The organism is Telluribacter roseus (genome assembly GCF_017355915.2).
Classification (GTDB): domain Bacteria; phylum Bacteroidota; class Bacteroidia; order Cytophagales; family Spirosomataceae; genus Telluribacter.
On the sequence record NZ_JAFEUV020000001.1, the window covers coordinates 592,747 to 617,780 of the forward strand.

At 51.2% G+C, this 25,034-nt stretch carries 23 protein-coding genes; 5 read left to right on the forward strand and 18 right to left on the reverse strand.

Annotated features, from left to right (window positions below; genetic code table 11):
• Window positions 1-160 precede the first annotated feature (160 nt).
• The 3 genes from JTN23_RS02480 to JTN23_RS02490 all read right to left on the reverse strand — a co-directional run bounded on the left by JTN23_RS02480 (window position 161) and on the right by JTN23_RS02490 (window position 3,221).
• Window positions 161-1,438 carry a PQQ-dependent sugar dehydrogenase gene (locus JTN23_RS02480; RefSeq protein ID WP_247232125.1) on the reverse strand — a complete coding sequence of 426 codons (1,278 nt, stop codon included), beginning with the start codon at window positions 1,436-1,438 and terminating at the stop codon, window positions 161-163.
• 65 nt (window positions 1,439-1,503) lie between these two features.
• On the reverse strand, window positions 1,504-2,487 hold the full coding sequence (locus JTN23_RS02485) for a glycoside hydrolase family 43 protein (protein WP_247232335.1): 984 nt from the start codon (window positions 2,485-2,487) through the stop codon (window positions 1,504-1,506).
• A gap of 101 nt (window positions 2,488-2,588) precedes the next feature.
• On the reverse strand, window positions 2,589-3,221 hold the full coding sequence (locus tag JTN23_RS02490) for a hypothetical protein (protein WP_247232126.1): 633 nt from the start codon (window positions 3,219-3,221) through the stop codon (window positions 2,589-2,591).
• 185 nt (window positions 3,222-3,406) lie between these two features.
• Here JTN23_RS02490 and JTN23_RS02495 point away from each other — a divergent pair, with 185 nt between their 5' ends.
• Window positions 3,407-4,051: a 3-keto-disaccharide hydrolase gene (locus JTN23_RS02495; protein WP_247232127.1), complete on the forward strand. Its 645-nt coding sequence runs from the start codon at window positions 3,407-3,409 to the stop codon at window positions 4,049-4,051.
• 72 nt (window positions 4,052-4,123) lie between these two features.
• Here the strand turns inward: JTN23_RS02495 and JTN23_RS02500 are convergent, their stop codons facing one another.
• The 3 genes from JTN23_RS02500 to JTN23_RS02510 form a co-directional block, all read right to left on the reverse strand.
• A complete protein-coding gene (locus tag JTN23_RS02500; RefSeq protein WP_247232129.1) occupies window positions 4,124-5,965 on the reverse strand; it encodes a glycoside hydrolase family 2 protein in 1,842 nt (613 codons plus the stop codon).
• A gap of 126 nt (window positions 5,966-6,091) precedes the next feature.
• Window positions 6,092-6,631, reverse strand: a complete 540-nt coding sequence (locus tag JTN23_RS02505; RefSeq protein WP_247232130.1) for a C40 family peptidase — start codon at window positions 6,629-6,631, stop codon at window positions 6,092-6,094.
• A 62-nt stretch (window positions 6,632-6,693) separates the two neighbouring features.
• The gene (locus tag JTN23_RS02510) at window positions 6,694-7,569 is read right to left on the reverse strand and encodes an alpha/beta hydrolase (protein WP_247232131.1); all 876 of its coding nucleotides are present in this window, start codon (window positions 7,567-7,569) and stop codon (window positions 6,694-6,696) included.
• A gap of 350 nt (window positions 7,570-7,919) precedes the next feature.
• Here JTN23_RS02510 and JTN23_RS02515 point away from each other — a divergent pair, with 350 nt between their 5' ends.
• The 3 genes from JTN23_RS02515 (at window position 7,920) to JTN23_RS26080 (ending at window position 12,819) form a co-directional block, all read left to right on the forward strand.
• Window positions 7,920-10,610, forward strand: coding sequence for an ATP-binding protein (locus tag JTN23_RS02515; RefSeq protein ID WP_409049422.1), 2,691 nt, complete (start codon window positions 7,920-7,922; stop codon window positions 10,608-10,610).
• 102 nt (window positions 10,611-10,712) lie between these two features.
• Window positions 10,713-11,987: a PQQ-dependent sugar dehydrogenase gene (locus JTN23_RS02520; protein WP_247232134.1), complete on the forward strand. Its 1,275-nt coding sequence runs from the start codon at window positions 10,713-10,715 to the stop codon at window positions 11,985-11,987.
• 253 nt (window positions 11,988-12,240) lie between these two features.
• Window positions 12,241-12,819 (forward strand): YdeI/OmpD-associated family protein, encoded by a 579-nt coding sequence (locus JTN23_RS26080; RefSeq protein WP_247232135.1) that lies wholly within the window; start codon window positions 12,241-12,243, stop codon window positions 12,817-12,819.
• A 114-nt stretch (window positions 12,820-12,933) separates the two neighbouring features.
• Here JTN23_RS26080 and JTN23_RS02530 read toward each other — a convergent pair whose 3' ends face one another.
• From JTN23_RS02530 to JTN23_RS02555, 6 genes are all read right to left on the reverse strand, one after another.
• Window positions 12,934-13,629, reverse strand: coding sequence for a hypothetical protein (locus tag JTN23_RS02530; RefSeq protein ID WP_247232136.1), 696 nt, complete (start codon window positions 13,627-13,629; stop codon window positions 12,934-12,936).
• Between the two features lie 11 nt (window positions 13,630-13,640).
• Window positions 13,641-14,021, reverse strand: coding sequence for a GntR family transcriptional regulator (locus JTN23_RS02535; protein ID WP_247232137.1), 381 nt, complete (start codon window positions 14,019-14,021; stop codon window positions 13,641-13,643).
• Between the two features lie 12 nt (window positions 14,022-14,033).
• A complete protein-coding gene (locus tag JTN23_RS02540; RefSeq protein ID WP_247232139.1) occupies window positions 14,034-14,819 on the reverse strand; it encodes a hypothetical protein in 786 nt (261 codons plus the stop codon).
• Between the two features lie 121 nt (window positions 14,820-14,940).
• Complete coding sequence (locus JTN23_RS02545) at window positions 14,941-15,783, reverse strand: ABC transporter ATP-binding protein (RefSeq protein WP_247232141.1); 843 nt, start codon at window positions 15,781-15,783, stop codon at window positions 14,941-14,943.
• A gap of 138 nt (window positions 15,784-15,921) precedes the next feature.
• Complete coding sequence (locus JTN23_RS02550) at window positions 15,922-16,494, reverse strand: pentapeptide repeat-containing protein (RefSeq protein ID WP_247232142.1); 573 nt, start codon at window positions 16,492-16,494, stop codon at window positions 15,922-15,924.
• A 105-nt stretch (window positions 16,495-16,599) separates the two neighbouring features.
• Window positions 16,600-17,817 carry a saccharopine dehydrogenase family protein gene (locus tag JTN23_RS02555; protein ID WP_247232143.1) on the reverse strand — a complete coding sequence of 406 codons (1,218 nt, stop codon included), beginning with the start codon at window positions 17,815-17,817 and terminating at the stop codon, window positions 16,600-16,602.
• A gap of 146 nt (window positions 17,818-17,963) precedes the next feature.
• On the opposite strand from JTN23_RS02555, the gene JTN23_RS02560 reads away from it, so the two are divergent.
• Window positions 17,964-18,446, forward strand: coding sequence for a DUF456 domain-containing protein (locus tag JTN23_RS02560; protein ID WP_247232144.1), 483 nt, complete (start codon window positions 17,964-17,966; stop codon window positions 18,444-18,446).
• Between the two features lie 18 nt (window positions 18,447-18,464).
• Here the strand turns inward: JTN23_RS02560 and JTN23_RS02565 are convergent, their stop codons facing one another.
• Genes JTN23_RS02565 through JTN23_RS02590 form a run of 6 tightly spaced genes read right to left on the reverse strand, consistent with a single transcriptional unit; the run spans window position 18,465 to window position 24,971 of the window.
• On the reverse strand, window positions 18,465-19,829 hold the full coding sequence (locus JTN23_RS02565) for an alkaline phosphatase family protein (protein ID WP_247232145.1): 1,365 nt from the start codon (window positions 19,827-19,829) through the stop codon (window positions 18,465-18,467).
• Between the two features lie 6 nt (window positions 19,830-19,835).
• Window positions 19,836-21,038, reverse strand: a complete 1,203-nt coding sequence (eboE, locus tag JTN23_RS02570; protein ID WP_247232146.1) for a metabolite traffic protein EboE — start codon at window positions 21,036-21,038, stop codon at window positions 19,836-19,838.
• A complete protein-coding gene (locus JTN23_RS02575) occupies window positions 21,035-22,195 on the reverse strand; it encodes a 3-dehydroquinate synthase (protein WP_247232147.1) in 1,161 nt (386 codons plus the stop codon). Before JTN23_RS02575 ends, eboE begins: the two co-directional genes overlap by 4 nt.
• Before the next feature lie 17 nt (window positions 22,196-22,212).
• Entirely contained in the window at window positions 22,213-23,088 is an 876-nt protein-coding gene (eboC, locus tag JTN23_RS02580; RefSeq protein WP_247232148.1) for a UbiA-like protein EboC, read from the reverse strand.
• Window position 23,089: 1 nt separating this feature from the next.
• The gene (locus tag JTN23_RS02585; protein WP_247232150.1) at window positions 23,090-24,106 is read right to left on the reverse strand and encodes a TatD family hydrolase; all 1,017 of its coding nucleotides are present in this window, start codon (window positions 24,104-24,106) and stop codon (window positions 23,090-23,092) included.
• Window positions 24,099-24,971 (reverse strand): EboA domain-containing protein, encoded by an 873-nt coding sequence (locus tag JTN23_RS02590; RefSeq protein ID WP_247232153.1) that lies wholly within the window; start codon window positions 24,969-24,971, stop codon window positions 24,099-24,101. Before JTN23_RS02590 ends, JTN23_RS02585 begins: the two co-directional genes overlap by 8 nt.
• Between the last annotated feature and the right edge of the window lie 63 nt (window positions 24,972-25,034).

Below are 25,034 nucleotides of genomic sequence, written 5' to 3' on the forward strand. Positions count from 1 at the left end.
TTGTGGAGAAAACGGAGGTGTAGCTATGCTGTGCCCAACAAACTCTAGGTAAGGAAGCTTTTTCTTGAAATATTCGTAATAGTTAGTAGGGAGCGCTCTAACAACAAAGAAGGCTACTTCCGTAGGAATAGCCTTCTTTGTGTATCTAGATCTAAACCTATTACTGGGTGCTGACGCGCCAGAGGGTATTTCCTTTGTCGTCGTTGACCAAAAGCGATCCATCCGGTAGTACCGTAACCCCGGCAGGGCGGCCATGAACCCGATCTTCCTCAAGGTCTTCTACGAATCCGGTCAGGAAGTCTTCGGGCTTACCCGATGGCTTGCCATTCTTGAAAGGCACAAACAGTACTTTGTAGCCGGACAGTTCGGAGCGGTTCCAGGAGCCATGCTGACCAATAAAGGCACCGTTGCGGTACTTAGCCGGGAACTTGTCTTTGTCATAGAAAGCAAGTCCCAGTGAAGACGTATGCGAACCCAGTGGTACCTCCGGTACTATCGCCTTCGCTACCAGGTCAGGTCGCTCGCCCTTTCGGCGGGGATCTACGTGCTTACCGAAGTAGGAGTAGGGCCAGCCGTAAAAGCCCCCCTCCTTCACGCTGGTCAGGTAGTCAGGGACCAGGTCATCGCCCAGTTCGTCGCGTTCGTTGACTGAGGTCCAGAGTACATTGGTACCGGGTGCCCAGTCCATACCGACGGGGTTGCGTAAGCCGCTGGCGTAAATCTTCTCGTTGCTGCCATCCAGATTGATCTGGAGGATACATGCCCGCCGTTTTTCTTCATCCATCCCGTACTCGCCCACATTACTGGCCGATCCTACCGATACGTAGATCTTAGTTCCATCGGGACTGGCTATGATATTGCGGGTCCAGTGGTGGTTATAGCCACCAGCCGGCAGTTCCATGATCTTTTGCCCTTTTCCTTCCAGTTTGGTCTGACCAGGCTTGTAAGGGTACCGGGTTATTCCGTCGGTGTTGGCTACGTAGAAGTAATTGTTAAGCACCAGCATGCCGAAAGGTTGGCTAAGGTCTTCTATGAACACCTGCCGCAGGTCGGGCTTGCCGTCCTTGTTCTGGTCGCGAAGCAGCGTAATGCGGTTGGCACTTTTGCCTTTGTCATCCGACTCTACCACAAAAATATCCCCGTTGGGAGCCACGTAGGACCAACGGGGATTTTTGAGATTATCAGCAAATTTGGTTACTACAAAACCAGCCGGTGCTTTAGGGGCCTCACCATCTGACCAGCCAACCAGCTTGGACTCATTTGTTACTGACTCCGTGGCGTAAGGAGCGGGCAGTGTAAGGGTGTCTACGGCTGTCTGTACCACAGTGGGACCGCTGGCAGCCGCTTCCTCTTTTTCTTTCTTCTCTTCCTTGTTACTACAACCCGCAAGGCTCAGCAGAGCGCAAAAAGAGGCAACCGTTACGTGTCTGATTTTCATGTCTTTGTGGATTAGTTTAATAATTCAATACTTATTTACTAACCCACTCCGCACAGTATTGTTCACTATTTTGTGGAAGCTTGCTTCAACGTCTGCTTCTTTACACCCTCGTTTGTAATGATTACCGGGTTGATGTGACCATTGCTGTCAAAGGTCATTACGTCCATGCAGGTAACGCGGTGATTGGCATCGGTTTCGGTAAGGGGACGGCGGTGGTAGACGATGTACCATTGGTCCTTCCCGGGTACTTGTATAACCGAGTGGTGACCCGCTCCGGTAGCAATCTTAGGATCCTGCTGCAGGATCTTATCTATACGCTGGAAGGGACCGAATGGCGAGTCCGCGATGGCGTAGGCTACCGAGTAGTTGGGGCCGGTCCAGCCGCCTTCTGACCACATGAAGTAGTACTTACCATTCCGCATGAACATAAACGGTCCCTCTACGTAGCCTTCGGGGGTAATCTCTTTGAACGTAGTACCGTCTTCAAAAGGTACGAAGCCGGTAAAGTCATTGTTCAGCTTGGCGATGTTGCAGTGGCGCCAGCCGCCGTACATCATATAGTACTGTCCGTCTTTATCTTTGAATACAAACTGATCGATGGGCTGCGCTCCGTTGTGAAACTTGTCAATTAGTGGCTTGCCCAGGTGGTCTTTGAAAGGACCCGCCGGATTATCCGCCACGGCTACGCCTATACCGCCCAGTTCGTTGTTGCTCTGGATATCATTCGCTCCGAAAAACAAGTAGTACTTTCTGTCTTTTTCGATGATGGCCGGAGCCCACATAGCCCGCTTAGCCCACTTGATGCTGGTGGTATCAATGATCCGGTTGTGCTTGGTCCAGTTGATAAGGTCGGTTGAGGAGAAGGCGTCCATATGTACCTGCTCATTGTAAGGTGCCGAGTAGGTAGGGTAGATCCAGTACCGGTTGCCAAAGATGATGCCTTCCGGGTCGGCGTACCAGCCGGGAAATATAGGATTGCCCGAAGTAGTTGCTTCGCTGCTCTTTCTGGGAGCGGATGCTTTTTTGGGCTGGGACTGGCTGTGAGCCATCGGGGCAGCAAGAGCTAAGGTAAGCAGGGTACAGGTAAGTGTTTTTTTCATTTGTTAGAAGTACAGGTTAATGCTTTATGGCTAAGTAAAATGTAGTGAGGCTATAACTTGGTATGCTGGAGTGGCTTATAGCCGCGTACTAGAAAAATGCCCAGGTAGATCCAGCCCATGCCTTCGGCTATCAGTAAAAAATTACTGGCGAGGGAAGATATCTGATTGGCAGCCAGGCCACCCCCTAATTGGTAATAGAGCAGTACCGATGCCAGGCCCGCCAGCGTGTGCAGTACCCCGATCCAGAGAAGCATAACACCCTGAGACCGTACCGGTGGTATCCTATTCAGCGCCAGTCCGGTCACTAAGGTTCCTGTCAGGAAAGCAGCCAGACCGGGGTAGCTATATAGGTCCCAGGGGGCTGATAGCTCAATAGATTCAAGCAGGCGGATCAGGCTGTCCCATACCAGACCGACGGAAGCGATAAGGAGTCCATAGCGTATAGTCCTGACGTCACGGAAGTGCCGGTACAGGCTGATCAGAACAACCAGAAAAAGCAATTGCACCAGGAAGAAGTACTGCGTAGCTGGGGTAGGGGGATAGCCCATATGCTTGACCCGGCCTTCCGACAGTTCCCAAATCCAGCGCGCGTTGTACAGTACCCCCCCAACTATGGACAGCCAACCGCTCGGGGTGGTCAATCGGGCTGGGGCTGATGATTTCTTTTCTACTTCTGTAATCATAAAAGCTAATCTTGGCGGCTTATCTAAACCATTACCTACCTATCCAAAGTGCCCGTTCGGTAGTGGATACTAAATTTCTGCCTGCCTAAACAGTAGCTTTTCTATAAGCTTGTGTTTTTATACAGCTGGCGGGCACTATGCCTTAAAGGTACTCAAACCAAACTACTAACAATACCCTTACCCCCATGAAAAGAACCTTGTATCAGGCTGTACTGATGCTGTTACTGGCAGCCAGTGTATCATTTGCACAAAAAAAACAAAAAGATGGCTGGATTTCACTATTTGACGGAAAATCCCTGAACGGGTGGAAGGTAGGTGCCAATAGCAGTACTTTCAGCGTCAAGGATGGTGCTATAGTCGTGGCTGGCCCGCGGGCACACCTGTTTTACGAAGGACCTGTCAATAACCATTCTTTCAAAAACTTTGAATTCAAGGCTCAGGTCATGACTACCCCGGGCTCCAACTCCGGTATTTTTATTCATACAGATTATCAGGAAGACGGCTGGCCAGCCAAAGGGTATGAGATACAGGTAAACAATTCCCATACCGACTGGCGTCGTACCGGCTCCCTGTATGCATTTGATGATGTAAAGGAGGTATACGTAAAAGACAATGAATGGTATACCGAACATATTATTGTTCAGGGCAAAAAGATAACTGTCAAAATCAACGATAAAACGGTTGTTGAGTATACTGAACCCGAGGGAGTGGAGCGTACTAAGGGCAATGAGAAAAAGCTACTTGATAAGGGGACATTCGCCCTGCAGGGCCACGATCCCAAGAGCGTGGTGTACTTCAAAGACATCATGGTGCGGCCTCTGCCCGAGTAGGCCCTAGCATAACCATCAAACGACAAAGCCCCGGACCTGCCGGGGCTTTGTCGTTTGATACAGTACCCAACCCTACTCCTCATCCTTGGGTGAGGCCAGTATACCAGCCGGTACAAACAGCTCGCCCGTATGGGGATCAATGAGTCCGTTGCGCTCGTCTTCGATGTTGGTAGCCTGGGTATAAATATCGCCCGCAATGGGTCGGTCCCGGAGCTCCTTCTTAAACTGACGGATACGCTCAGCCCGGTCTTCCAGGTTTTTGGGACCACCGTAGTCAACAAAGCCAAAGCCTCCCCATTCGCTGACAACAATGGGTATTTGCTTACGGTAAAAGAACGGGTCACCTACCACCAGCGGGAAGGCAGCTACGCCTTCGGTCTCACCACTGATAAGCTTATCCAGTACTTCGCGCCAGCGCTCCAGCTCAGGCGTGTAAATATGTACCGTCAGCAAGTCCGATTTCAGACGTCCCAGATACGAGATATGCTGCCAGCCATCGTTGTCCACGACCAGAAACTGCGGGTAGGCAATATGCATGTAGTGGTACATGTCAATGATGTACTTGCGGGTTTCGGGATTGGTAGCAATATCCTGGGCGCCCCAGTCCTCATTGTAAAGGCTCCATATCACTACCGACGGGTTAGTCTCGAGCAGGTCAAGCATCCGGAACAGCTCCGCCCGGTGGTTTTCCCGGCTCTTTTGGGTACTACTGTGTGGGCTGGGTACCTCTACCCATAGCAACAGGCCCAACTCATCGGCCAGGTTGTATATGCGGGGGTCTACCCCGGCTATATGTACCCGCACCAGATTACAGCCCAGCTCCTTCATGGCGTGCATGTGCAGCTTCATCTCCTCGTAGGTAGCCGTACCCGGCTGGTACAGGATGCCGTCCAGGTAAATGGGCTTGTTATTCAGGTATATATAGCGTCCCCGGGCTTCGATCTTGCGTAGGCCAAAGTGGGCTTCTATCTCGGCGGCGTATCCCTCAGAGTCGATAAGTTGTGCCACCAGCCGGTACAGCACGGGGCTTTCGGGGCTCCATAGCTTGGCATCAGGTACCTCCATTACTACACGCTGCATTTTCTGACCGGCTTCCAGCCTGAGCGGGTAGTCCGAAGTAGCAATGGGGTCTCCCGATGACTGATTACGATCGTAGACATTCAGCCGGAGGGTATACTGCCCCGGATCATGAATACGCGTGGTAAGATTAAAGCGTACCAGAGAGTCCTCTACATGACTGACTACTCCCACGCGCGAACGCAGACGATTGCGCTCCACGGCTTCCAGCCATACACTACGCACGGCGCCGGTATAGGTCTGGTACCAGATGCCACCCCGCTTATACACGTGTGATTCCTGTTTTCCCCGGGGGAGGTCGGCATCCATGGAGTCGGCGATACGCACCGTCAGGCGGTTGACCGGCTGGAGGTACTCTTCATTAAGCTCGTACGAAAAAGAGGTATATTCTCCGAAGTGGACCTCTTCGCCCTCAACGGTCGTAAGCGGTCGTCCGTTCAGCCAGACGCGGGTTTCGTACCCACAGGCACCAAATGTCAGCTGAAACATGGAGTGGCACAGGCTCTTGTCGCGCTTGGGAAGCGGAAACTCCCGCTCGTACCACACCACTACCTTGTCGTGCCAGGTGGGAGAGTCTTTCTGAAGTCCCTTCGCCTGGATCAGGTGATCTTCCACCGACCCGGGCCACTGGGCGGTATGATCGTACTGGTGTCCCAGGTGCCAGCCCTCATTCAGACCACGATCATCGTTGTCCAGAGCAAAGCGCCATTCTCCATCCAGCAGGATGTACGTGTTGGGACGTAATACAGCCCTGGGCAACGGATTGATAAACTTCTCACTAACCTGGGCCTCTTCTACTACTTCGGTAATGCCAAAATTGGGATGCTGTAAATCCATACAATCTTCTTTATTAATTGTATTTGTTGATACGTGTACTACTCGCTTTCCACTTCCAACTACGGATTAAAGCCGGGTTTTGTTTTATTTATTTTGTAAGTGAGGTCTTCTGCCAGTTACTCTACTTCAGAGTATACGTATTACCTTCACAAACCGCTCCTGGTAGTAGTCACTCATGGGAGTGATGGTGACGGAAGCCTGCTTGCCGGAGGACGAATGAATGAATTCAAGCCCGGATGCGTCATTTTTGACTATGATTCCTATATGTCCTACGGTGCGGGTAGTGGGGTCGGTGCCCGTAAAGAGGATAAGGTCACCGGGAATAGCTCTGGCTAGCTGTACGGGGGTACCTTCGTCGGTGAAATCGACTGATGAGCGGGGTACTTCAATCCCGAAATGATTATAAACATAGTTGATAAAGCCCGAGCAGTCGAAGCCCGCTTCGGGGTTGGACGAGCCAAACTTATAGGGTACTCCGTAGAATAGCTTGGCGTAATCAACTACTTCTTCCGGATCGGCTTCACCAGATCCGGGTCGCCCGGCCGTTGCATCGGGTACCAAGTCACGGCCGCTAGTACTTGTGTTCACTTCCTGTTGGGTATCTACTGTCTGCTGATTGCATCCAGTCCAAAGTCCCATTGCCACAATCCAGATTAAGTACTTCATAGCATGTATGGGTTACCTCCTCCGGGGAAGAGGTAACGGGAGGTTTTAGGGGCGACAAAAGGTCACCGGTGAAAACTCTGACTGATAAATGCCAGCGCATCAGGTAGTCCGGTACGCCAGTATTCCCAGGTATGTCCACCATTCCTAACCCTATATTCGTGCGGAACGTTCCTGTCTCTCATTAAAATGTGCAATGTAGCATTGCCTTTGTACAAGAAGTCGTCGTCGCCGCAGTCCAGATAAAACCGTACATCCTTCTTACGCTCCTCCGGCAACTGCTGCATCAGGTACAGGATACTGTTCTGATTCCAGTAGTCAGAGATGCGTTTTTCGCCCTCCTTCACCTCGCCCAATGCCGTACGGTACCTTCTCAGAAATTCCGGATGTGTAAGGGCGTTTATCTCCTCGTCGGTACGCACGGCGGCACTCATGGCCGCACAGGCCGCAAACATATCCGGGTGGTGCAGGGCGTACAGCAGCGACCCGAAGCCACCCATCGACAGGCCCGCCACCGCCCGGTATTCTTTTCGGGGCAGGCAGCGGTAGTTCTTCTCGATGTGAGGGATGAGTTCTTTGATGAAGAAGTCTTCAAACTGGTACTTGCCCTCGCGGTTGTTGAGGTAGTAGGTCATTTCGGCATCGGGCATCACAATGATCATGGGCGCAATAGTACCTTCCTGAATGCCCTTATCCACTATGCGCTGCATCTCCCCAAACTGGATCCAGCCCGTCTGGTCGTCGCCACCGCCATGCAGCAGGTATACTACCGGGTAGCGTCGGTTGGATGTTTCGTAGCCGGCCGGCAGGTACAGGCCAAATTTCTTTTCTTTTTTTAGAATAGTACTTTGCAGGCCAAGATTATCAAATACAGTGCTTTGCTGGGCAAAAAGCGGAGAGGAAACCAGGACGAAAAGCAGGAAGAGCAGGCGCAGGTTCATAAATAAAATACTAGAGTTGTATCAGGTTAGAGTATGAAATAATTAATCCACAGTTTAATTAAGTACATTGTGAGAGTAATCTAATGCTTGTACTATATGCGTATCCTTTATAAGAGCCGCAATCAGGGAAGAACTATACTTTTATAGTAAGATTTGGACCATTTGTCAGAAAATCTGTGGAAGTTCACTATAACAAAAGTAGCTTTACAATTGGTTGTTTCTTCGGTGTGCACACTGACTGAGGTGCAAAGTGACGGGAAGTAAAAGTCCAGCCGGATTTTGAGCAGGAGCTCCCGCCGGAGGGGTGATTACATAGTAGTGTACATGCATATACAGTAACAGATTTTATTATGGTTGTGGGACCCTCTTTCAATAGGTTTTATGACATATTCAGGCAAGCTCCCGCGGCGATGGCTGTCTTTAGGGCAACTGATCGTCAGGTAGAATTTGCGAATGAGAAATATAAGGAATTCTTTGAGGAACGGTCAGACTCAGGGCCGAATCCCTATCAACCCGTAAGCTCCCACATCAACAGTCTCTTTGAGCCCTATGTAACGCAGGTACTCGATTCGGGGCAGTCGCTGGTCGTGGATTACCAGTTGCCCTCCAGCCAGCGCGACGATATACCGGCCGTCAGCTTTCGGTTGACCTTCCAGCCGCTTCCGGGTGCCAACGGCGCTATCGAGGGAGTCCTGATGATGGCTACCGAAGCCCATCCCTTACCGGCTACACGTACGGAACCAACGGCCACTGCGCAGCAGGCACCCCTTGCCTGGGCTGATGCTATACCTCCGCAAAAGCTGCTGGTATTTAGAGTAGTGAGAGACGCCGAAGGTCAGCCTCAGGAATTTGAGCCTTTGGAACAGGAGTGGCACAGTACTGGCAGAAATGATGCAATTGAAGTCCGGGAAGCCGTAGCTGTCAATCCCTGGCAGCCTGTACTGGATTCAGACGTACTTCGTAACCTCTACAAAAAGGTGGCCCAAACCGGCGAATCCTACGTAGGCAATATAGAAATACCCGCCCGTGGGGGATGGCACAAGGTAAATATTTCCCGGCGTGACGAAGATACCCTCATCACCACTTTCATCGGGGTGGAGCCATTACCAAAAGCCGTGTCGGCTGATACAACAGTAGCGCAGGAGGTACTTGAAGGCTCACTAAGTGCCATGCTTGTTTGCGTACCGGTACGGACGGCGCAGGGCGAACTGGTGGATTTCCAGATTAGCCAGGCCAACGAGGCTGCTTCGGCTATCACTGGCTATACCGCCGAACACCTGACCCGATCCACGCTGCTGGGGCTCTTCCCCGACCTCCGCAAAATAGCCGTCTCATCCGTAGGAGGTACTGCCTTCGAAGTGTTGTGCGAAGTAGTACATACGGGTACACCGTTACAGGACGAGGTACTGGGCCCGCTGAACCGGCACGAAGAGAGCAGGTGGTATCAGATCCGGGCCAGTCGCCTCAACGATAGCCTGCTCCTGTCGTTTACTGACACCACCGAAACCCGGGAGGCCCTGCGTACCGTAGGAGAGCAGAATAGCTTTATCCAGAATGTACTTGACCTGATCCCGTCCGGCATTGCGCATTTGCAGCCGGTGTACGATAGCCGGGGAGCTGTTACGGACTTTGTGGTAAAGGTAGTGAATAAAGCTTCGTTGCGGCAGGCAGGTATTGCACCGGAGGAGGCCATAGGGAAACCTCTGAGTACTTTACTGCCCGGCTACCGCCAGACAGCCTTCTTCGGGGCATTCCAGCAGGTTGTTTACTTTACCCCCTTTATACAGGGAGAATTTGTATATACCTACAAAGGGAGGAACAGGGCCTGGATCAACCTGGCTGCTGCGAGGCATGAGGATGGGCTGATTGTTTCCTTCTGTAATGTTACCGATGTCAAGCAAAACGAACAGCATATAAAAGAATCGGAGGAACGACTGCAGACCATTATCGATACCGTTCAGATCTCGGTGGGCCTGCTTAGTCCTGTGTATGATAACGACGAATTGATAGATTTCCGTTTCAAGACCGCTAACCAGTCGTACGCCAGTGCGCTGGGGCAGCAACGCGCCGACATCATCGATACCCGACTGAGCCAGTGGATACCCGGGTACCTGACCAATGGGCTCTTCGATGCCTATAAGGAGGTGTATCTGACGGGGGAGGGGCGTCACTTTGAATTTCACTACCACAACGACGGCTTTGATGACTGGGTGGATGTAAAGGCTTCCCGAATCAACCGGTATCTCCTGGTTACGGGTACCAACTACACCCGGCTTAAGCAGGTACAGTTACAGGCTGAGGCGCTGGTGGAGGATCTGCGCAAGTCGAACGACAACCTCGAAAAGTTTGCCTATGTGGCCTCCCATGACCTTCAGGAGCCCCTGCGTAAGATACAGGCTTTCGGGGGAATCCTGCAGAAAAAACATGCCGCCTCGCTGGATGAAAGTGGGGTAGATCTCATCCTCAGGATGCAGAGGTCGGCCGACCGCATGCAGACACTGATCACCGACCTGCTGACCTACTCACGCATCTCGTCCAATAAATCCAGAACGCAGACGGTGGATCTGAACCGCCTGCTCAATGACCTGCTCGCCGATTTCGAGACCACTATTCAGGAAAAGAACGCCGATGTGCAGGTCGGGGAGCTGCCTGTCATAATGGGTGAACTCACGCAGCTAAGGCAGCTCTTCCAGAACCTGCTTAGCAATTCGCTCAAATTCGCCAGTCAGGAGCGTCAGCCCCGTATCCGGATTTCGTATAAGAAGGTAGTCGGACGTACCCTGGAAGGCACCATTTCGTCCACCGATGCACATAAGTCCTTCGCCCAGATCGAGATCAGAGATAATGGCATTGGCTTTGACCCCAGGTACACTGAGCGGATCTTCCAGGTATTTCAGCGGCTCCACGGGCGGTCAGAATATCCGGGAACGGGTATAGGACTGGCTATTGTACAGAAGGTCATTGAGAACCACAAAGGGTACCTGATGGCCGAAGGCCGACCCAACGAAGGAGCTACTTTCCGGCTATTGTTACCTCTATAAACCGGGATACGTACATTTTATAAGCCAGGCAGGTAAGTAAATGTTGCTCCGGTCTGGCTTTGAAAATAAGTCTGTTACTCTTTTTATTTACAAATCCTTTACATGCAAAAGTTTATACGTCCTGTCTGTATGACTGCCGCCGTGGCAGGCATCAGCTCTTTATTGGCTTTTACCGGCGAAGTACCCCAGCCCAAACGTACGGATGATACTCCCAAACTAGCTACCTCCATCAAAGTACCCCAGGGCTTTACAACCACCATCGTGGCCGAGGACCTGCTGGGAGCACGGCATATGGTAGTGTCTAAAAGCGGGGATCTGTATGTGAAACTATCAAAACTCAAGGATGGCAAGGGTATATACCGCCTGCGCGATGCCAACAAGGATGGGGTACCCGAGCAGGTAACCAGCTTTGGCGACTACAAAGGCACGGGTATCTACATCAAGGATGGGTACCTGTATGCTACCTCCAACAGTGCCATATACCGCTACAAGCTCAACGAAAAGGAAGAGATCATCAATCCGGATCAGCCCGAGACCATTGTAACGGGTATGGTAGATACCGGTCGTGATAACTCCAAGTCCATTGCGCTGGATGACAAAGGCAACATCTACGTGAACATCGGCTCCTCAAACGACGCCTGCCGCGAAGAGGGTACCGGTAAGGGTATGATGCCCTGTACCCTGCTGGATACAGTTGGTGGTATCTGGCGCTTCAAAGCGGATGTAAAGAACCAGACTCAGAAAGATGGGGTACGCTTCGCTACAGGTCTGAAGAATACCGTAGGCCTGGACTGGAACCGGAAGACCAACTCCTTGTTTGTGTTGCACCACGGCCGGGGGCAGTTCCACGATTTTTATCCGCAGTACTATACACCTAAGCATAGCGCCATCCTTCCTTCCGAAGCCATGTACGAGCTGCACGAAGGAGACGATGCGGGCTGGCCGTACATCTACTACGACCATATCCAGAAGAAGAAAATGCTGGCTCCTGAGTACGGTGGAGATGGCAAAAAGACCGGTGGTAAAAATGCCATTAACCCCGTAGTAGGCTTCCCGGCTCACCTGGGTCCTAACGGCCTCTTGTTCTACACCGGTGATATGTTCCCGGCCAAGTATAAGGATGGTGCTTTCGTAGCCTTCCACGGTCAGAACTCCGAGCTTAAGCAGGGGTACTTTGTAGCCTTTGTACCTTTCAAAAACGGAAAGCCTTCGGGCCCCTGGGAAGTATTCGCCGACAACTTCGCGGGTATAGACCTGGCAAAGCCCAGCGGTCCTGTACAGCACCGCCCCTGCGGCCTGGCTCAGGGACCCGATGGTTCACTGTATGTATCTGACGATATGAACGGTACTATCTACCGGATTGCCTATAACAAGTAGTTAAAACCATTGTAAGGTCAGGTAGTACCACTTCATAAAACTGTACAGGGTTATTTAAAAATAACTTCTAGTTCCTGGAGTACTCCTGACATAGGGCTGTCAGTTGACCGATCTAGATTTGTAGTGTTCATCTTAAACAGCTACAACATGATTGGTCAACTGACACACCTTTCCCCGCTTTGTACCTTACTCGCGCTGGCTGCCTACTTTTTGTGTAAGCCTTATTTTAGTTGCCATGAGTAGTGAACTAGTAATGCAAAGCAAGGACCTGGAAACCTTCTGCCCCGCAAGCCGGCACGACTGGAGACAGTGGCTGTATGAAAATCATAGGTCAAAGCAATCGGTTTGGCTTATTTTCTTCAAAGCGAAGTCCGGGCAGCCCACCCTCTCGTGGAGTGAGGCAGTGGACGAAGCACTGTGTTTTGGCTGGATTGACAGCACACGGAGAACTATTGACGATGAGAGGTTCTTGCAGTTTTTCTGCAGACGAAAACCGAAAAGTGGCTGGTCAAAAGTCAATAAGGAAAAGGTTCCGCGATTGATGGAGGCAGGATTGATGACCCCGGCTGGCTACGAAAGCATAGCCATTGCAAAGCAGAACGGTTCGTGGGCAATGCTGGACGAGGTAGAAGAGCTGAAGGTACCCGATGACCTGACTCAGGCATTCAGAGCATATCCAGGATCAGAAGACTACTTTCTAAGCTTGAGCAAGTCGGCCCGCAAAAGCATTCTGCAGTGGATCGCCCTGGCCAAACGACTGGAGACCCGACAAAACCGAATCAACGTAGTAGCTGAATTGGCCTGCCAGAAACAGAAGCCTAAGCAGTTTTGACCAAAGAAAGAATCTTATTACAAACGACAAAGAGTCCAGTATACCCGCTGGGCTCTTTGCTGTTTATAATAAACTCAAGTACATATTTTTTGTAAAATATCAGCCCCAACCTTATCACAAGTTTAACTGCTTCCTGATCAAACTTCCCGGCAGGCTGATGTGCGCCGTGCTATCCATAGTGAGTTGCAGAGAGGTAAAAATGTCCTTTTCTACTACTACACTACTTGAGTCCCTGATCAGAACCGACGTAGCACCAAGTTGATTGGTACCTTTGATGATCACCGTGGCTCCGGCCTGATTTTCAACAGACACGGTGTCAAACTTATTATCTGCCAGCATCATTTCCCGCCCGGTTTGCCTGATTCTAAAAGTACCTCCCGGCCATCCGGTAACTTTGCTGACAATCCCGTTTGAACTAATTCCTTCCAAAGCAGGCGCCAGTATGTAAAGATGCGGCCTTTCCGTAAAAATATCCCTTCCATTAAATGGTGATTCAAAGTCCTCCCGTTCGTAACGGACAACCAACGTATCACCCACCATGGTCCAGCTTACCTTGGCATGGTCCACTGAGTTGCTCAGGTCAATCCTCCTGATTTCAAAAGTCTTACCCGGCTGAATCTGAGCCACACCGAATTGTTTCCCATCTAGCTTTACGTACCGGAAAGGAGTAAGCGTATCATGAAGGTACCCGTAGAAAGAATCGTTCTTGTCGATTTTACTAAACTCCGCTTTAAGGGAGAAGCTGGTACCTATCAGGAACAGAATGGCAAAGGCAAGGAGGCCCAGGAGTAGTTTATTGCTGGTTTTCATAGAGTCAGAGATTAAGCTTTAACTGGAAATTCTTCGGCTATAAATAGGTTGTATCTCTTTTGCAGCTCTTCCATGCTTATATTCAATAGGTACATCGTCTTTAATAATTCGGGAAGTTCGGTCTCCAGAAAACGCTCCCGTCGGAAAGCCAGAATAAGCTCAGGAGCATTTTCAGCTGTAAAGTACCCAATGCCCCGCTTGTTCATAATGATACCTTTGGTCTGTAAAAATTCAAAGGCACGCATTACCGTATTTGGATTTACTTCCAGTGAAGCTGCCAAATCCCTGACTGACAGAATCCGTTCTCCCGGGGGCCATTGCCCCAGCACAATCTGCTCACAGATATAGTCAGCGATTTGGAGGTAAATAGATTGTTTATCTTTAAATTCCATACATCATTACAATTAAATCTCCTTCTCCGTCAGTCGGACATAGGTAGTATACCACAGCCCCAGCAGGAGGATAAATGGAAAGAGATACACCAGGTACTGAACCTCCCGGGGATACTCTACAAAATAGACTGTCCCAGCCATCCCAAACCAAATCCGCCAACTTGAAAAAGGAAAGGCAACTACCTTGGTTGGAAAGTCTGTAAATACAAACGCCATCAGCATGGAAAGAAAGGTTATCACCACAAAGCTGATAAAGAAAGCTGCGGCTGTTTTGACGTAGGAAAGCCGGGCAAAATAGAGAGAACCCAGCATGACCGTTCCCTGGATAAGCAAATATAGTATAGCGAAATACATAAGCGGGTCCCGGGGTATTCTTGAATATTTATAGGAGTCAGCGGATAAACCCTGGTTGGCGTAGTCAACAGCCCAACTGTGTAAAAATAGAAATAGCAGCAGGAAAGGCACAACAAACAGGAGGTTGATCAGCAGGGCGCAGAGGTACTTTTCGAGCCGGGATGCCGGTATCATCAGGGCCGCGATGCCGGTAGAGGGAGAACCATAATGCATAAAAGCCTGGCTGGTGTACAGGCTCCCCCCAAAAAGCAGTACCATAAACAGGGCCAGCGGATGTAGCAGATTGAGCAGGCCGCTATATCCCTTATTGATCGTCATTGGAAGCATCAACACCAGCATCAGTCCCACCAGTAAACTTCCCATCAAAACGTAGTTTCTGCCTCTCTCGGCAATTTCCAGCTTCACCAGAAGCCGAAACCGTTTAATGCTAAAATTCTGATTCATAGTATTTGGATTACCACTGTTAAGACTGTGAGCAAAAGAGTTTAAAGTAAGGGAATCAGGCAGGATTGAATACTTGGTAGAAACAGCACTTTCAGGACCAGGAGTAGCAGCCAGTATGGTTTTAAACCTGTTGCCTGAAAACGTCTTTGATACGATTGGGGTTAAGAACCGCCGCATTGAACAGTTGTTCCAGGTCCACACGGCTCTCTTCACATTGGGCGTTTTCGGCAATAACCTTGTATCCGCGCAACGAAGGTTCAGAATAAATCACTAGCTCATCGTCACCAATATCTACCTGATTACCGAAGTGTAATCGTTCCGCAACAACCGTCAAACTGTGCTGGACGACCAGTTCGCTATTTTCCAGAATCAGAATACTATCAATCAGATTATCAAGGTCCCGTACCTGGTGGGTAGATATTACGAACAACCGATCAGGTGTCAAAGCCGACGATACAATCCGGCGGAATTGGCTTTTGGAAGGAATATCCAGCCCGTTAGTCGGTTCATCCATAAGAAGTACCTTCGTATTAGTAGCCAAAGCAAAAGCCGTTAGTACTTTCTTCTTTTGTCCGTACGACATCCCGGTCAATTTATTTTTTTGGGGAATATCAAAATTGTTAATGTAGAAATGGAATTGCCGCTCGTCAAAGCCAGGGTAAAAGGGAGCGTAAGTGGCAATGTACCGGTCAATAGTTACAGCGGGCAGGTAAATCTCCTCCGGAATGAAAAATATATCCTGCAAAAAAGCCGGTTGGCGGTCTTCGGGTTTGTGACCATTTACAGAGATGTCCCCACCAAGTGGAAAAAGCAAACCGGCCATCGTTCGCAGCAGACTCGACTTGCCGGCCCCGTTTTTACCCAGCAGCCCATAGATTTGTCCGGGCAGGAGCTCCATAGATAGATTCTCAAAAAGTAGGTTTTGCTTGCTGTACCCAAACGAAACGTGGTCAAACCTGATCATAGGAAATGTATTTACAGTGTTCTAGTACAATAGTACACTGTAAATATAATGAAAGGTTTTAGATTAGCAACCCTAATCACCCAAATAGGCAGAATTATTTTTAAAATTTGTAGGGAGGAAAATGAAACAGGTAGTGTGCTACTCAATCGTAATCTTGTACTTATCCAGAAGTCCTGCCACGCTATGTAGCGCGAAGCGGGATTTGCTGATCCGGTTGGCTTCGGGGTCAATAGAGAAGTTATAAGCAGAGCGGAAGTCGGCGCCTTCCAGAATAGTACTTCTGAAAACGGCCCGGTTGAGGTCACAGTTGAGGAAGGCGGCATTGGTCAGATCAGCCTCAACAAAATCTACCTCTTCAAGCCGGCAATCGGTGAAGCGGATACTCTTGAGCTTCAGTCTGTAGAAGGAAGAGAAGTTGAGCAGGCAGCTTTCAAACCGGAAGGTAATGATAAAGCCATTGCAGTCATTGAAGTGCAGCCCCAGCAACTTACAACCTTTGAAGAGTACATCCTTGAACACCGTACCCCTTAGTTTGGCCATACTCATGTCACAATTCTCAAATACACACTCCACGAAGTGATAACCGGACAGGTCGGTATTGGCAAAGGTGCAGCCGGTAAACGTACAGTTTTCGTACTCCCCTTTGGGCAAGGCCTTTTCGGAATAATTCTCGTTTTTGAAGCTTTGACCTTCGGTATATTCTTTACTCATCAATCTAAGTATTAAGGTGAGGGAGTGACAGTATCAGTCTACTAAAAACAACTATACAAAAAGCCCCGGTAACAACCGGGGCTCCATGGTAATGATTCGCTGACATTAAGCAGGGTACTCGTGGGGGAGCTCGATATTAACGCGCTCGTGCCAGGGGAGTCCGTGCTGGTTCAGCAACTCCATGAATGGGTCGGGGTTGAGCTGCTCGCAGTTCCATACGCCGGGCTTCATCCACTCAGAGTTGGTAAGCATCAGCATGGCACCGATCATGGCGGGTACGCCGGTGGTGTAGCTCACCGCCTGTCCACGCACCTCGCGGTAGGTTTCAGCGTGGTCGCAGTTGTTCCACACGAAGTAGGTCTTTTCCTCACCATCCTTGATCCCTTTGATCTGGCAGCCAATTGACGTCTGGCCCTTGTAGTTTTCGCCCAGAGTATCCGGAGCCGGCAGCACCGCCTTCAGGAACTCCAGAGGTACGATATCTATGCCCTGGAATTTAATAGGTTGGATGCTGGTCATACCTACGTTCTGGAGTACGTTGAGGTGCGTGATGTACTGCTGTCCGAAGGTCATCCAGAAGCGGGCCCGCTTCAGAGTAGGGAAGTGCTTCACCAGCGACTCCAGTTCCTCGTGGTATAGTACGTAGCTCTCTTTCTCGCCGATACCGGGATAGTCGATGGGCTTGTGGATAGACATGGCCGGAATCTCTACCCACTCACCATTCTCCCAGTAACGACCGGGTTGGGTAATCTCGCGGATATTGATTTCGGGGTTGAAGTTGGTGGCGAAGGCTTTACCGTGGTCACCGGCGTTACAGTCTACGATGTCGAGGTAGTGCATTTCGTCGAAGTGGTGCTTGGCGGCGTAGGCCGTAAATACCTGCGTCACGCCGGGATCAAAGCCACAACCCAGCAGCGCCATCAGACCGGCCTCTTTGAACTTGTCCTGGTAAGCCCACTGCCAGCTGTACTCAAACTTGGCTACGTCTTTGGGCTCGTAGTTGGCGGTGTCGAGGTAGTGAACTCCCGTAGCCAGACAGGCATCCATAATGGCCAGGTCCTGGTAGGGCAGGGCCACGTTGATCACCATCACGGGCTGAAACTGCTTGATCAGCATCACCGTTTCGGCTACCACGTCGGCATCGACCTGAGCGGTGGCTATATCTACGCCGTGCATCTCTTTGATCTCGGCGGCTATTTTATCACATTTGGACTTAGTACGGCTGGCCAGCATGATACTGGTAAACACGTGGCTGTTCATGGCACACTTGTGTGCTACCACACTTCCAACTCCACCGGCTCCTATAATGAGTACTTTGGACATGATCTTAGTATTGAATGAGTGAAATTTTTAATGAAAACGGCTGGTTTGCTATCAGCCCGACCGAAGGCTATTCCCTATTGGCGGCGCAAAGATAGAATGACGCATGGTTTTTTTAGTACTTCAAATTCAATAAAAACCTTTACACCATGGATACTATATTACTCATTCTGGGAGTGATTTGTTTGGTAGCCGGCCTGGCCGGAGCTGTATTGCCTACTCCGGGACCATCGCTCAGTTTTGGCGGACTCCTGCTGCTGCATTTCAGTAGTTACGCCGAATTCAGTACCGGAGTGCTAATAGGATTGGGGCTGCTGACCGCTGTCATGGTAGTGTTGGACTACCTTATTCCCATATGGGGGGCCAAGAAGTTCGGGGGAACCCGCTACGGAGCCATTGGAGCTACATTAGGACTCGTGATTGGATTTTTCCTGATTCCTGGCTTAGGAATCTTTATCGGAGCCTTTGTGGGGGCACTGGTTGGGGAACTGATCGGTGGCTCTACCCGTCACGTAGCCATGAAGGCCGCTATGGGTTCGTTCCTGGGCTTTGTGACCGGAATGGTAATGGAAGTACTGCTCTGCCTGGTGATGATCGGCTATGCGGTAGTGGAGCTGGTCAGATACTTCTGACCAGCTATAGATTCAATCTTAAAACAGGTGCTTCCAGATAACATCATACACCTCCGTTGCTTCCAGTTCGGACTGGGGCAGCGGCTTATCAGTGATACAGATCGGGTAGTACTGACGAGGCACCAGGGGGCTACCATGTGAGCCCTTCACCAGCGTAGCATCCAGCGGAATCACATCCATCAGGTAGCGGAAGCCCATAAGCTTACGTCCCAGCTTATACCCGGCGCGTAGCTTGATGAGCGGGTTCTTGGGGTCCATAAACATCTCCACGGGGTCGTAGCCGGGCTTACGGTGAATATCCACCAGCTTGGCGTAGTCCGGCGCTTTAGCGTCATCGAGCCAGTAGTAGTAGGTAAACCAGCTATCGGCTTTGGCCACGACTACCAAGTCACCGGCGCGCTCATGATCGATGTGGTGTGCGCACTTTCCTTCCTCGTCGAGTACCAGGGCTATACCCGGCTCCTGTTCGAGGCGCTTCTTAACCCTTTCCTTTACCGACGAGTCGTTGATGTACACGTGGGCGATCTGGTGGTCGGCGGTAGCGAAGGCTTGGGAGGCACCACCGTCTAGTAGTTCATACCAGCGCTCGGTCCGTACTGCAATAGTACCTTCTTCGCGCAGGATGCGGTTGATATGGATAGGTCGGCTAACCGGATTAATGCCATACTCAGAAAGCAGGATAATACGGGCGTTCTTTGGTTCGTAGTGGCGTACCAGTCCAGCCACCAGTTCGTCTATCTCTCCCAGCTCTTTATGAATCTTGGAAAAATCATCACCGAACTTCTGCAGACAGTAATCCAGGTGGGGTAAGTAGATGAGTGTAAGCGTGGGGTCGTACTTCTTATCCACCCATACGGAGGCATCCGCAATCCATTTGGATGACTTGATGTTGGCGTTGGGCCCCCAGAAGTTGAACAGCGGAAACTGTCCCAACTCCTGCTGCAGCTCATCCCGCAGGCTGGCCGGGTGGGCGTAGCAGTCCGGCGCTTTGACGCCATCGGCATGGTACTGGGGGCGGGGCGTAACGGAGTAGTCGGCGGTGGAGTACATATTGTACCACCAGAACATCTTGGAGCAGGTAAAGTTTGGATCCTGCCGGCGGGCAGCATCCCAGATCTTCTCGGCCTGCACCAGCTTGTTGGACTGCTTCCAGAACTTTACTTCCGAATCCTCCCGGTCGTACCAGCCATTACCCACAATGCCGTGCTCAGAAGGCCATTTGCCCGTCACGTAGCAGCTCTGGCTGGTGGTAGTAAGGGCCGGCAGTACCGGCTTAATAGGTGTCAGGTGCCGCCCCTGCAGGTACCCCTTCAGGAAAGGAGTATGCTCTCCAATCAGATTGGCACTCAGACCAACAATATCTATTACAACTGTCTTTTGCATTCTATATTAATCCTCGTTCAACTGATTGACTACCCATGCTACTTCACGAACTATGGATTCGCCAATAGGTTTCTGAATTTCGGAGGGGAGTACGCCCCAGGTGTAGGTTTCTACTTCGAGGTGGTTGGTAAATGGGTACTGCTTCTGGATTGCCAGCGTCTTTACAATGTCGTACTGCGTCGAGTCCAGCGATCCGTAGGTATTTATAAATAAGGGTACGTGGAAGTGAATCCGCCACTCGCTGTGCTGACCGTTCCAGTCGGCCAGGGCCTCCGGTAGATCAGGATATTTCTGGAAGCTGTTGTCTCCATTGCGGGCTACTACCTGGTGCAGGTACACGGGCTCGTCGAATTGGCGGATGGCCTCTATTTTCTGGTCCGCATCCTGGCTCAGATCCATCCGTACAGCCGAGCTGATCTGAATCCGGCCTACCTGTATCCCTACGGTGTCGAGGCGGTCGAGTACGTCCTGCGGTTCTTCGTAGCCTACCGCGAAGTGACATACATCAAAGCAAAGCTGGATGTGGGTGAGCAGGGCTTCACGAGCTTCTTCCTCCCGGAATCCGTACTTCTCCTGCAGGTAGGGGATACCCTGTGGCAGGAGGTAGTCGCGGTACCAGTTGACAAACTCCTCCGAGTTTTCGAGCAGTCCGTCCGGCTCCGGCTCAATGTCCAGGTGCATGGTTTTACCCGTTTCCCTTTTCAGCTCTACGAGTGTATCCGCTACCAGAATAACATTATTGGTCGCTATCTGCATAGCTGACTTTGTCGCGGCTTCATCCTTCCACCAGAAACGGTAGGAAAGGGGAGAGGTAGATACGCCACCATCCATGCCGTCGGGCAGTAGTTGTGCCAGTATGCTGAACAGCCGCTGGGTGTACAGGGTCCGGTCGGTAGTAGTCCAGTCGGGGCTATGTACATCGTCCTTAACCCGGGTATTATGAAAGCCTCCGTACGGGAAGCCGTTCATGTTGAATACGTACATGCCCTGCTCCTGCAGCCACGCCTGAAACTCAGCCAGCCGATCCGGATTGCTCAGTTCGATAGATGCATCGTTGGCCAGCCGGAGTCCCAGGGCAAAGGCCTGACCGGGTGCCAGCTCCTTACGAATAAAGGGAATATTCTCCTGTAATGCCTGAAAATGATCATCCCATTGTTCGCCGGGATGAATATTGCTGCAATAGGTCAGGTGTCCGTGGGGCGTTTTCATACAAGCGATGAGTTGTAGGTTTCGAGGTAGTCTACCGATTCGGCTATGAGTTCGGCATCCATTTCGTGCACTTCCACTCCCTTACCAAGCTCCTGCAGAAGCATAATGGTCAGGCGGCCGCCCAGGTGCTCCTGGAACTCATGCAGACCAGCCCGCAGCAGTTCTTTATCATTTTCGGACAGAGCCGGGTGGTACAGCTCAAAACCTAGTCGGTTCATCAGGTTCAGAATACGATTGAGACCTTCTTCTGACAGCAGACCCACTTTTACCGAATATACGCTATCCAGCGCTATACCAATGGCTACGGCTTCGCCGTGACGGATGGAGAAGTTGGTGAGGTACTCGAGCTTGTGCGCCGCCCAGTGGCCAAAATCCAACGGACGCGAGGAACCAAATTCAAACGGATCGCCGCTACGGATATGCTCTACGTGCATTTCGGCGCAGCGGTGGATGAGGTAGTCCATAGTCGCCTGGTCACGCTGAGCCAGGGCATCGGCATTCTGTTCCATCCACTCAAAGAAGCTCCGGTCTTTGATCAGGGCCACTTTGATGGCTTCGGACATCCCGGCGCGCCAGTCGCGGTCGTCGAGGCTTTTGAGGAAATCGCTGTCATTGAATACCGCTACCGGAGGCGCAAAGGAGCCCAGGAAGTTCTTCTTGCCGTGGTAGTTGATGCCATTCTTTACGCCTACCCCCGAGTCGTTCTGAGAGAGTACCGTAGTTGGAATACGTATATGCTTGACACCCCGGTGGGAAACCGCCGCGGCGTAGCCTACCAGATCCAGCATGGCACCACCACCTACGGCTATAACGAACGAGTGGCGGTCAATACCAGCAGTATCGACGGCTTGGACAATCCGCTCAAAAAGGGATGGATCATTTTTACAGGCTTCGCCACCGGTAATGACCAAGATTGAAGGTACCAGCTGTACGGCATCGGCTAGAGGGGCGAAGTAGTTGGTAATATCGTCTACCAGATCCGGATAATGATCTATAAGGCCATCGTCTACTACGAAAAGAGCCTTACGTTTAAATCCGAATTCGCCATAGGCGCGCAGGAAGTCGCTCAAGGTGGTATTCTGGGGAGAGAACAGTCCCTGGGTAAAGAATATAGAGTAGTTAAATTCTACCTGAAATCGTTGATGTAGGGTTTGCATATATTAGGTATCAGACACTATGTCACAGCAAAAATACGGGCCAGTTTTATGGAAATGGGTAATAGTACTACTACAATCAGTGCCAGGTGCCAGTTCCCGAAGGCCATGCACCAAGCCGCATTCATGATAATGAGCGAAATAACGCCCGCTTTTACTGCTTTTCCTATGTTAGGCCCGATGGGATTATTAATAGCATTGAGTAGCGGGCGCCCTACCATCCAGGCGTGCGCAGCCACCAGCGGTACCGTAAGCAAGCCATTGCCTTGCATAAAGGCCACCACCAGCTGAACCACGTGGACCAGCAGGTAGAGAGCGGCCGCTATGTATAACGTGCGGCGCTTGCCCCCGTGTACTTCGTCCTGGCTAATAAGGGTAATGGCTCCGATGTAAGCCACCGGAATGAGCGCCAGATAGCCCCAGTCGTAAAGGGCCTGTGGTACCGAGCTCATACCCAGCAGCAGGTTTCCGCCCCGGCACAGCCCCATGAGCAGGGGACCAAATACCGTGTAGTGCTTGGCCCACTTGTCATATACGAGGGCGCCAAGGGCTACCAGGGCGGCTATATAGGCACTAAGGGGGCCATAGGCAGCGGCAAAAATGATACCGGCTACCAGGAGTAATAAGCCCATGGTAGTCGCCGACTGAAGGCTCACCCTACCGCTTGGAATAGGGCGTTCGGGACGCTCTACGGCATCCAGGTCGGCATCAAACACATCATTCATGACCACACCACCACCATACAGGCCAAGGGTAGCCAGCAGGAGCGTACCGGGTGCGATGTAGCTGGAGTAATAAGTAAATTGCGCAATGGCTACTCCGGCCAGTATATCGGCCAGAGCAGTTACCAGATTAGCCGGACGTGTTAGCTGTAGGTAGGCTTTTAGTTTGCTCACGTTAACGAATTACGAGTGAGTCTTTGGCAACCCGGGGTTGCTGGCCGCCCCGCAGGATGGTATTGCCGTTAAACTTCTGGCTTTGGTCTACTGCTACCCCATTCTCAAAATCCGCGACGTCAATCTGACCGCTCAGGCCGAAGGCGTCGATGGCATTCTGGTAGGTTACCATCCGGATGGCTTCGTCGGATATGCCACTCTTTTTCATCAGTGCGGCCGTTTTGGGTATAGCCAATGGATCTGAGATACCCCAGTCGGCAGCTGAGTTAACCATGATGCGCTCAGGACCGTACTGCTCTACTACCTTTACCATCCGCTCGTTGCCCATCTTGGTAAACGGATAAATGGTGAAAGCAGCCCAGAATCCCTGATCCAGTACGCTCTTTACCGTTTCCTCGTTGTTGTGGTCAATGATTACCCACGACGGGTCCAGTCCGTGCTCGAGAGCAATGGCCATGCTGCGCTCGGTACCTCTTTTTTTGTCGCGGTGGGGAGTATGCACCTGTACGGGCAGTTTGGCTTCCTTGGCCAGTTCAAGCTGAGCCCGGTAGTACTTGTCTTCGGCGGCGGTCTGGTCGTCAAATCCGATTTCGCCCACGCCTACGACGCCTTCCTTGTAGAGGAACAGGGGGAGAATCTCCATGACCTGTTCGGCCAGAGGCTCGTTGTTAGCCTCGCGGGAGTTGAGTCCGATGGTACAGTAGTGCTTGATACCAAACTGCGATGACCGGAAGCGTTCCCAACCTACCAGACTGCTGTAATAATCTTTGAATGAAGCCAGACCCGTCCGCGGTTGTCCCAGCCAGAAGGCCGGCTCTATAATGGCGACTATCCCCGCATCGGCCATGGCCTGGTAGTCGTCGGTGGTGCGGGAGGTCATGTGAATGTGCGGGTCAAAAAAGCGCATACCCCGGATCAGGTCCTGGTACTCGTTCCAGCCCATATCGCTATGTGTTGTTACTTCGTCGCTTTGTTCAAAGTGCGAAGGGTTTTGTTGTAATTCGTTATGGTTACACATACGTGTTCAGATCAGTAAATTCAAGTTGGGCCCAGGTCAAATTGCCATGCTGTACAGCTTTTTCCAGATCGGGGTAGGAGGCCAGGAGTTCATGTGCCGGCTTGTACTCGGCGTGGTAGCAGGTAAGGGCTGCCGCCTCGCGGTCGTAAGGCTGCGTGGATTCAAACAAGTGCTCCATATCTTTTAAAAGTGCATCATCCAGAAATTTACTCACCAGTCGCCATACCTGAGGGGCCACCTTCCGGCCGGCGGCCCAGCGCTCGTGAGCAAAGTCAGACAACGTGTGAGCCAGTGGCTCATTGGCTCTTTCGTCCAATCCAACTATAAAGTGGATGGGTTTGTCGTTAAAGATCACTTTGAGGACCAGCTGGTTCCATGCGGCTTCGGTAAAGTGCCGGGCGGGGTAGGGGTTGTGCAGTGCAATGGCATCCAGCACTACGCCCATGTTGGATCGTACGGCATCCGTAGCCCGGAAGAGCCACTGCTCGGGGTATTCCAGCAGGGGCAGCGCCGAGTACAGGGCCACCAGTTCGTTCATCTCTGCGGTATCAAACAGCGTCTCTATGTGCCGGATGTACTCTTCTTTATCGGTAGCCTCCAGGCAGGCCAGCAGCCACACCCTGCTCAGCCGCACCACAGTCCAGCCTTCGATCGAAAATCCGGGAAGCAACTTACTGATTTCGAGGCTATGGCTTACATCCATATCTACAACCCGTTTGGACAAGAAGCGGGGAGCGGCCACGAAAGCAGTCATCAGCTCGCGCGGTTGGGCCAGACTTTTTTCATTCAGCCATTGCTGCTCGGTGATAGTAAGGTTTTGCTGGAGAACCTCCCAGAGTAGATCATTTAATAGTAAACCAGGCATAGTAGTGGCACAAAATGTAGTACAAAAAACCGTAGGATTAGTACATTAATAGGATAACGAATT

What these genes read in the sequence shown, in the direction of transcription:
- JTN23_RS02480 (WP_247232125.1), bottom strand. Translation starts at nt 1,438, where the DNA reads ATGAAAATCAGACACGTAACGGTTGCCTCTTTTTGCGCTCTGCTGAGC.
- JTN23_RS02485 (WP_247232335.1), bottom strand. Translation starts at nt 2,487, where the DNA reads ATGGCTCACAGCCAGTCCCAGCCCAAAAAAGCATCCGCTCCCAGAAAG.
- JTN23_RS02490 (WP_247232126.1), bottom strand. Translation starts at nt 3,221, where the DNA reads ATGATTACAGAAGTAGAAAAGAAATCATCAGCCCCAGCCCGATTGACC.
- JTN23_RS02495 (WP_247232127.1), top strand. Translation starts at nt 3,407, where the DNA reads ATGAAAAGAACCTTGTATCAGGCTGTACTGATGCTGTTACTGGCAGCC.
- JTN23_RS02500 (WP_247232129.1), bottom strand. Translation starts at nt 5,965, where the DNA reads ATGGATTTACAGCATCCCAATTTTGGCATTACCGAAGTAGTAGAAGAG.
- JTN23_RS02505 (WP_247232130.1), bottom strand. Translation starts at nt 6,631, where the DNA reads ATGAAGTACTTAATCTGGATTGTGGCAATGGGACTTTGGACTGGATGC.
- JTN23_RS02510 (WP_247232131.1), bottom strand. Translation starts at nt 7,569, where the DNA reads ATGAACCTGCGCCTGCTCTTCCTGCTTTTCGTCCTGGTTTCCTCTCCG.
- JTN23_RS02515 (WP_409049422.1), top strand. Translation starts at nt 7,920, where the DNA reads ATGGTTGTGGGACCCTCTTTCAATAGGTTTTATGACATATTCAGGCAA.
- JTN23_RS02520 (WP_247232134.1), top strand. Translation starts at nt 10,713, where the DNA reads ATGCAAAAGTTTATACGTCCTGTCTGTATGACTGCCGCCGTGGCAGGC.
- JTN23_RS26080 (WP_247232135.1), top strand. Translation starts at nt 12,241, where the DNA reads ATGCAAAGCAAGGACCTGGAAACCTTCTGCCCCGCAAGCCGGCACGAC.
- JTN23_RS02530 (WP_247232136.1), bottom strand. Translation starts at nt 13,629, where the DNA reads ATGAAAACCAGCAATAAACTACTCCTGGGCCTCCTTGCCTTTGCCATT.
- JTN23_RS02535 (WP_247232137.1), bottom strand. Translation starts at nt 14,021, where the DNA reads ATGGAATTTAAAGATAAACAATCTATTTACCTCCAAATCGCTGACTAT.
- JTN23_RS02540 (WP_247232139.1), bottom strand. Translation starts at nt 14,819, where the DNA reads ATGAATCAGAATTTTAGCATTAAACGGTTTCGGCTTCTGGTGAAGCTG.
- JTN23_RS02545 (WP_247232141.1), bottom strand. Translation starts at nt 15,783, where the DNA reads ATGATCAGGTTTGACCACGTTTCGTTTGGGTACAGCAAGCAAAACCTA.
- JTN23_RS02550 (WP_247232142.1), bottom strand. Translation starts at nt 16,494, where the DNA reads ATGAGTAAAGAATATACCGAAGGTCAAAGCTTCAAAAACGAGAATTAT.
- JTN23_RS02555 (WP_247232143.1), bottom strand. Translation starts at nt 17,817, where the DNA reads ATGTCCAAAGTACTCATTATAGGAGCCGGTGGAGTTGGAAGTGTGGTA.
- JTN23_RS02560 (WP_247232144.1), top strand. Translation starts at nt 17,964, where the DNA reads ATGGATACTATATTACTCATTCTGGGAGTGATTTGTTTGGTAGCCGGC.
- JTN23_RS02565 (WP_247232145.1), bottom strand. Translation starts at nt 19,829, where the DNA reads ATGCAAAAGACAGTTGTAATAGATATTGTTGGTCTGAGTGCCAATCTG.
- eboE (WP_247232146.1), bottom strand. Translation starts at nt 21,038, where the DNA reads ATGAAAACGCCCCACGGACACCTGACCTATTGCAGCAATATTCATCCC.
- JTN23_RS02575 (WP_247232147.1), bottom strand. Translation starts at nt 22,195, where the DNA reads ATGCAAACCCTACATCAACGATTTCAGGTAGAATTTAACTACTCTATA.
- JTN23_RS02585 (WP_247232150.1), bottom strand. Translation starts at nt 24,106, where the DNA reads ATGTGTAACCATAACGAATTACAACAAAACCCTTCGCACTTTGAACAA.
- JTN23_RS02590 (WP_247232153.1), bottom strand. Translation starts at nt 24,971, where the DNA reads ATGCCTGGTTTACTATTAAATGATCTACTCTGGGAGGTTCTCCAGCAA.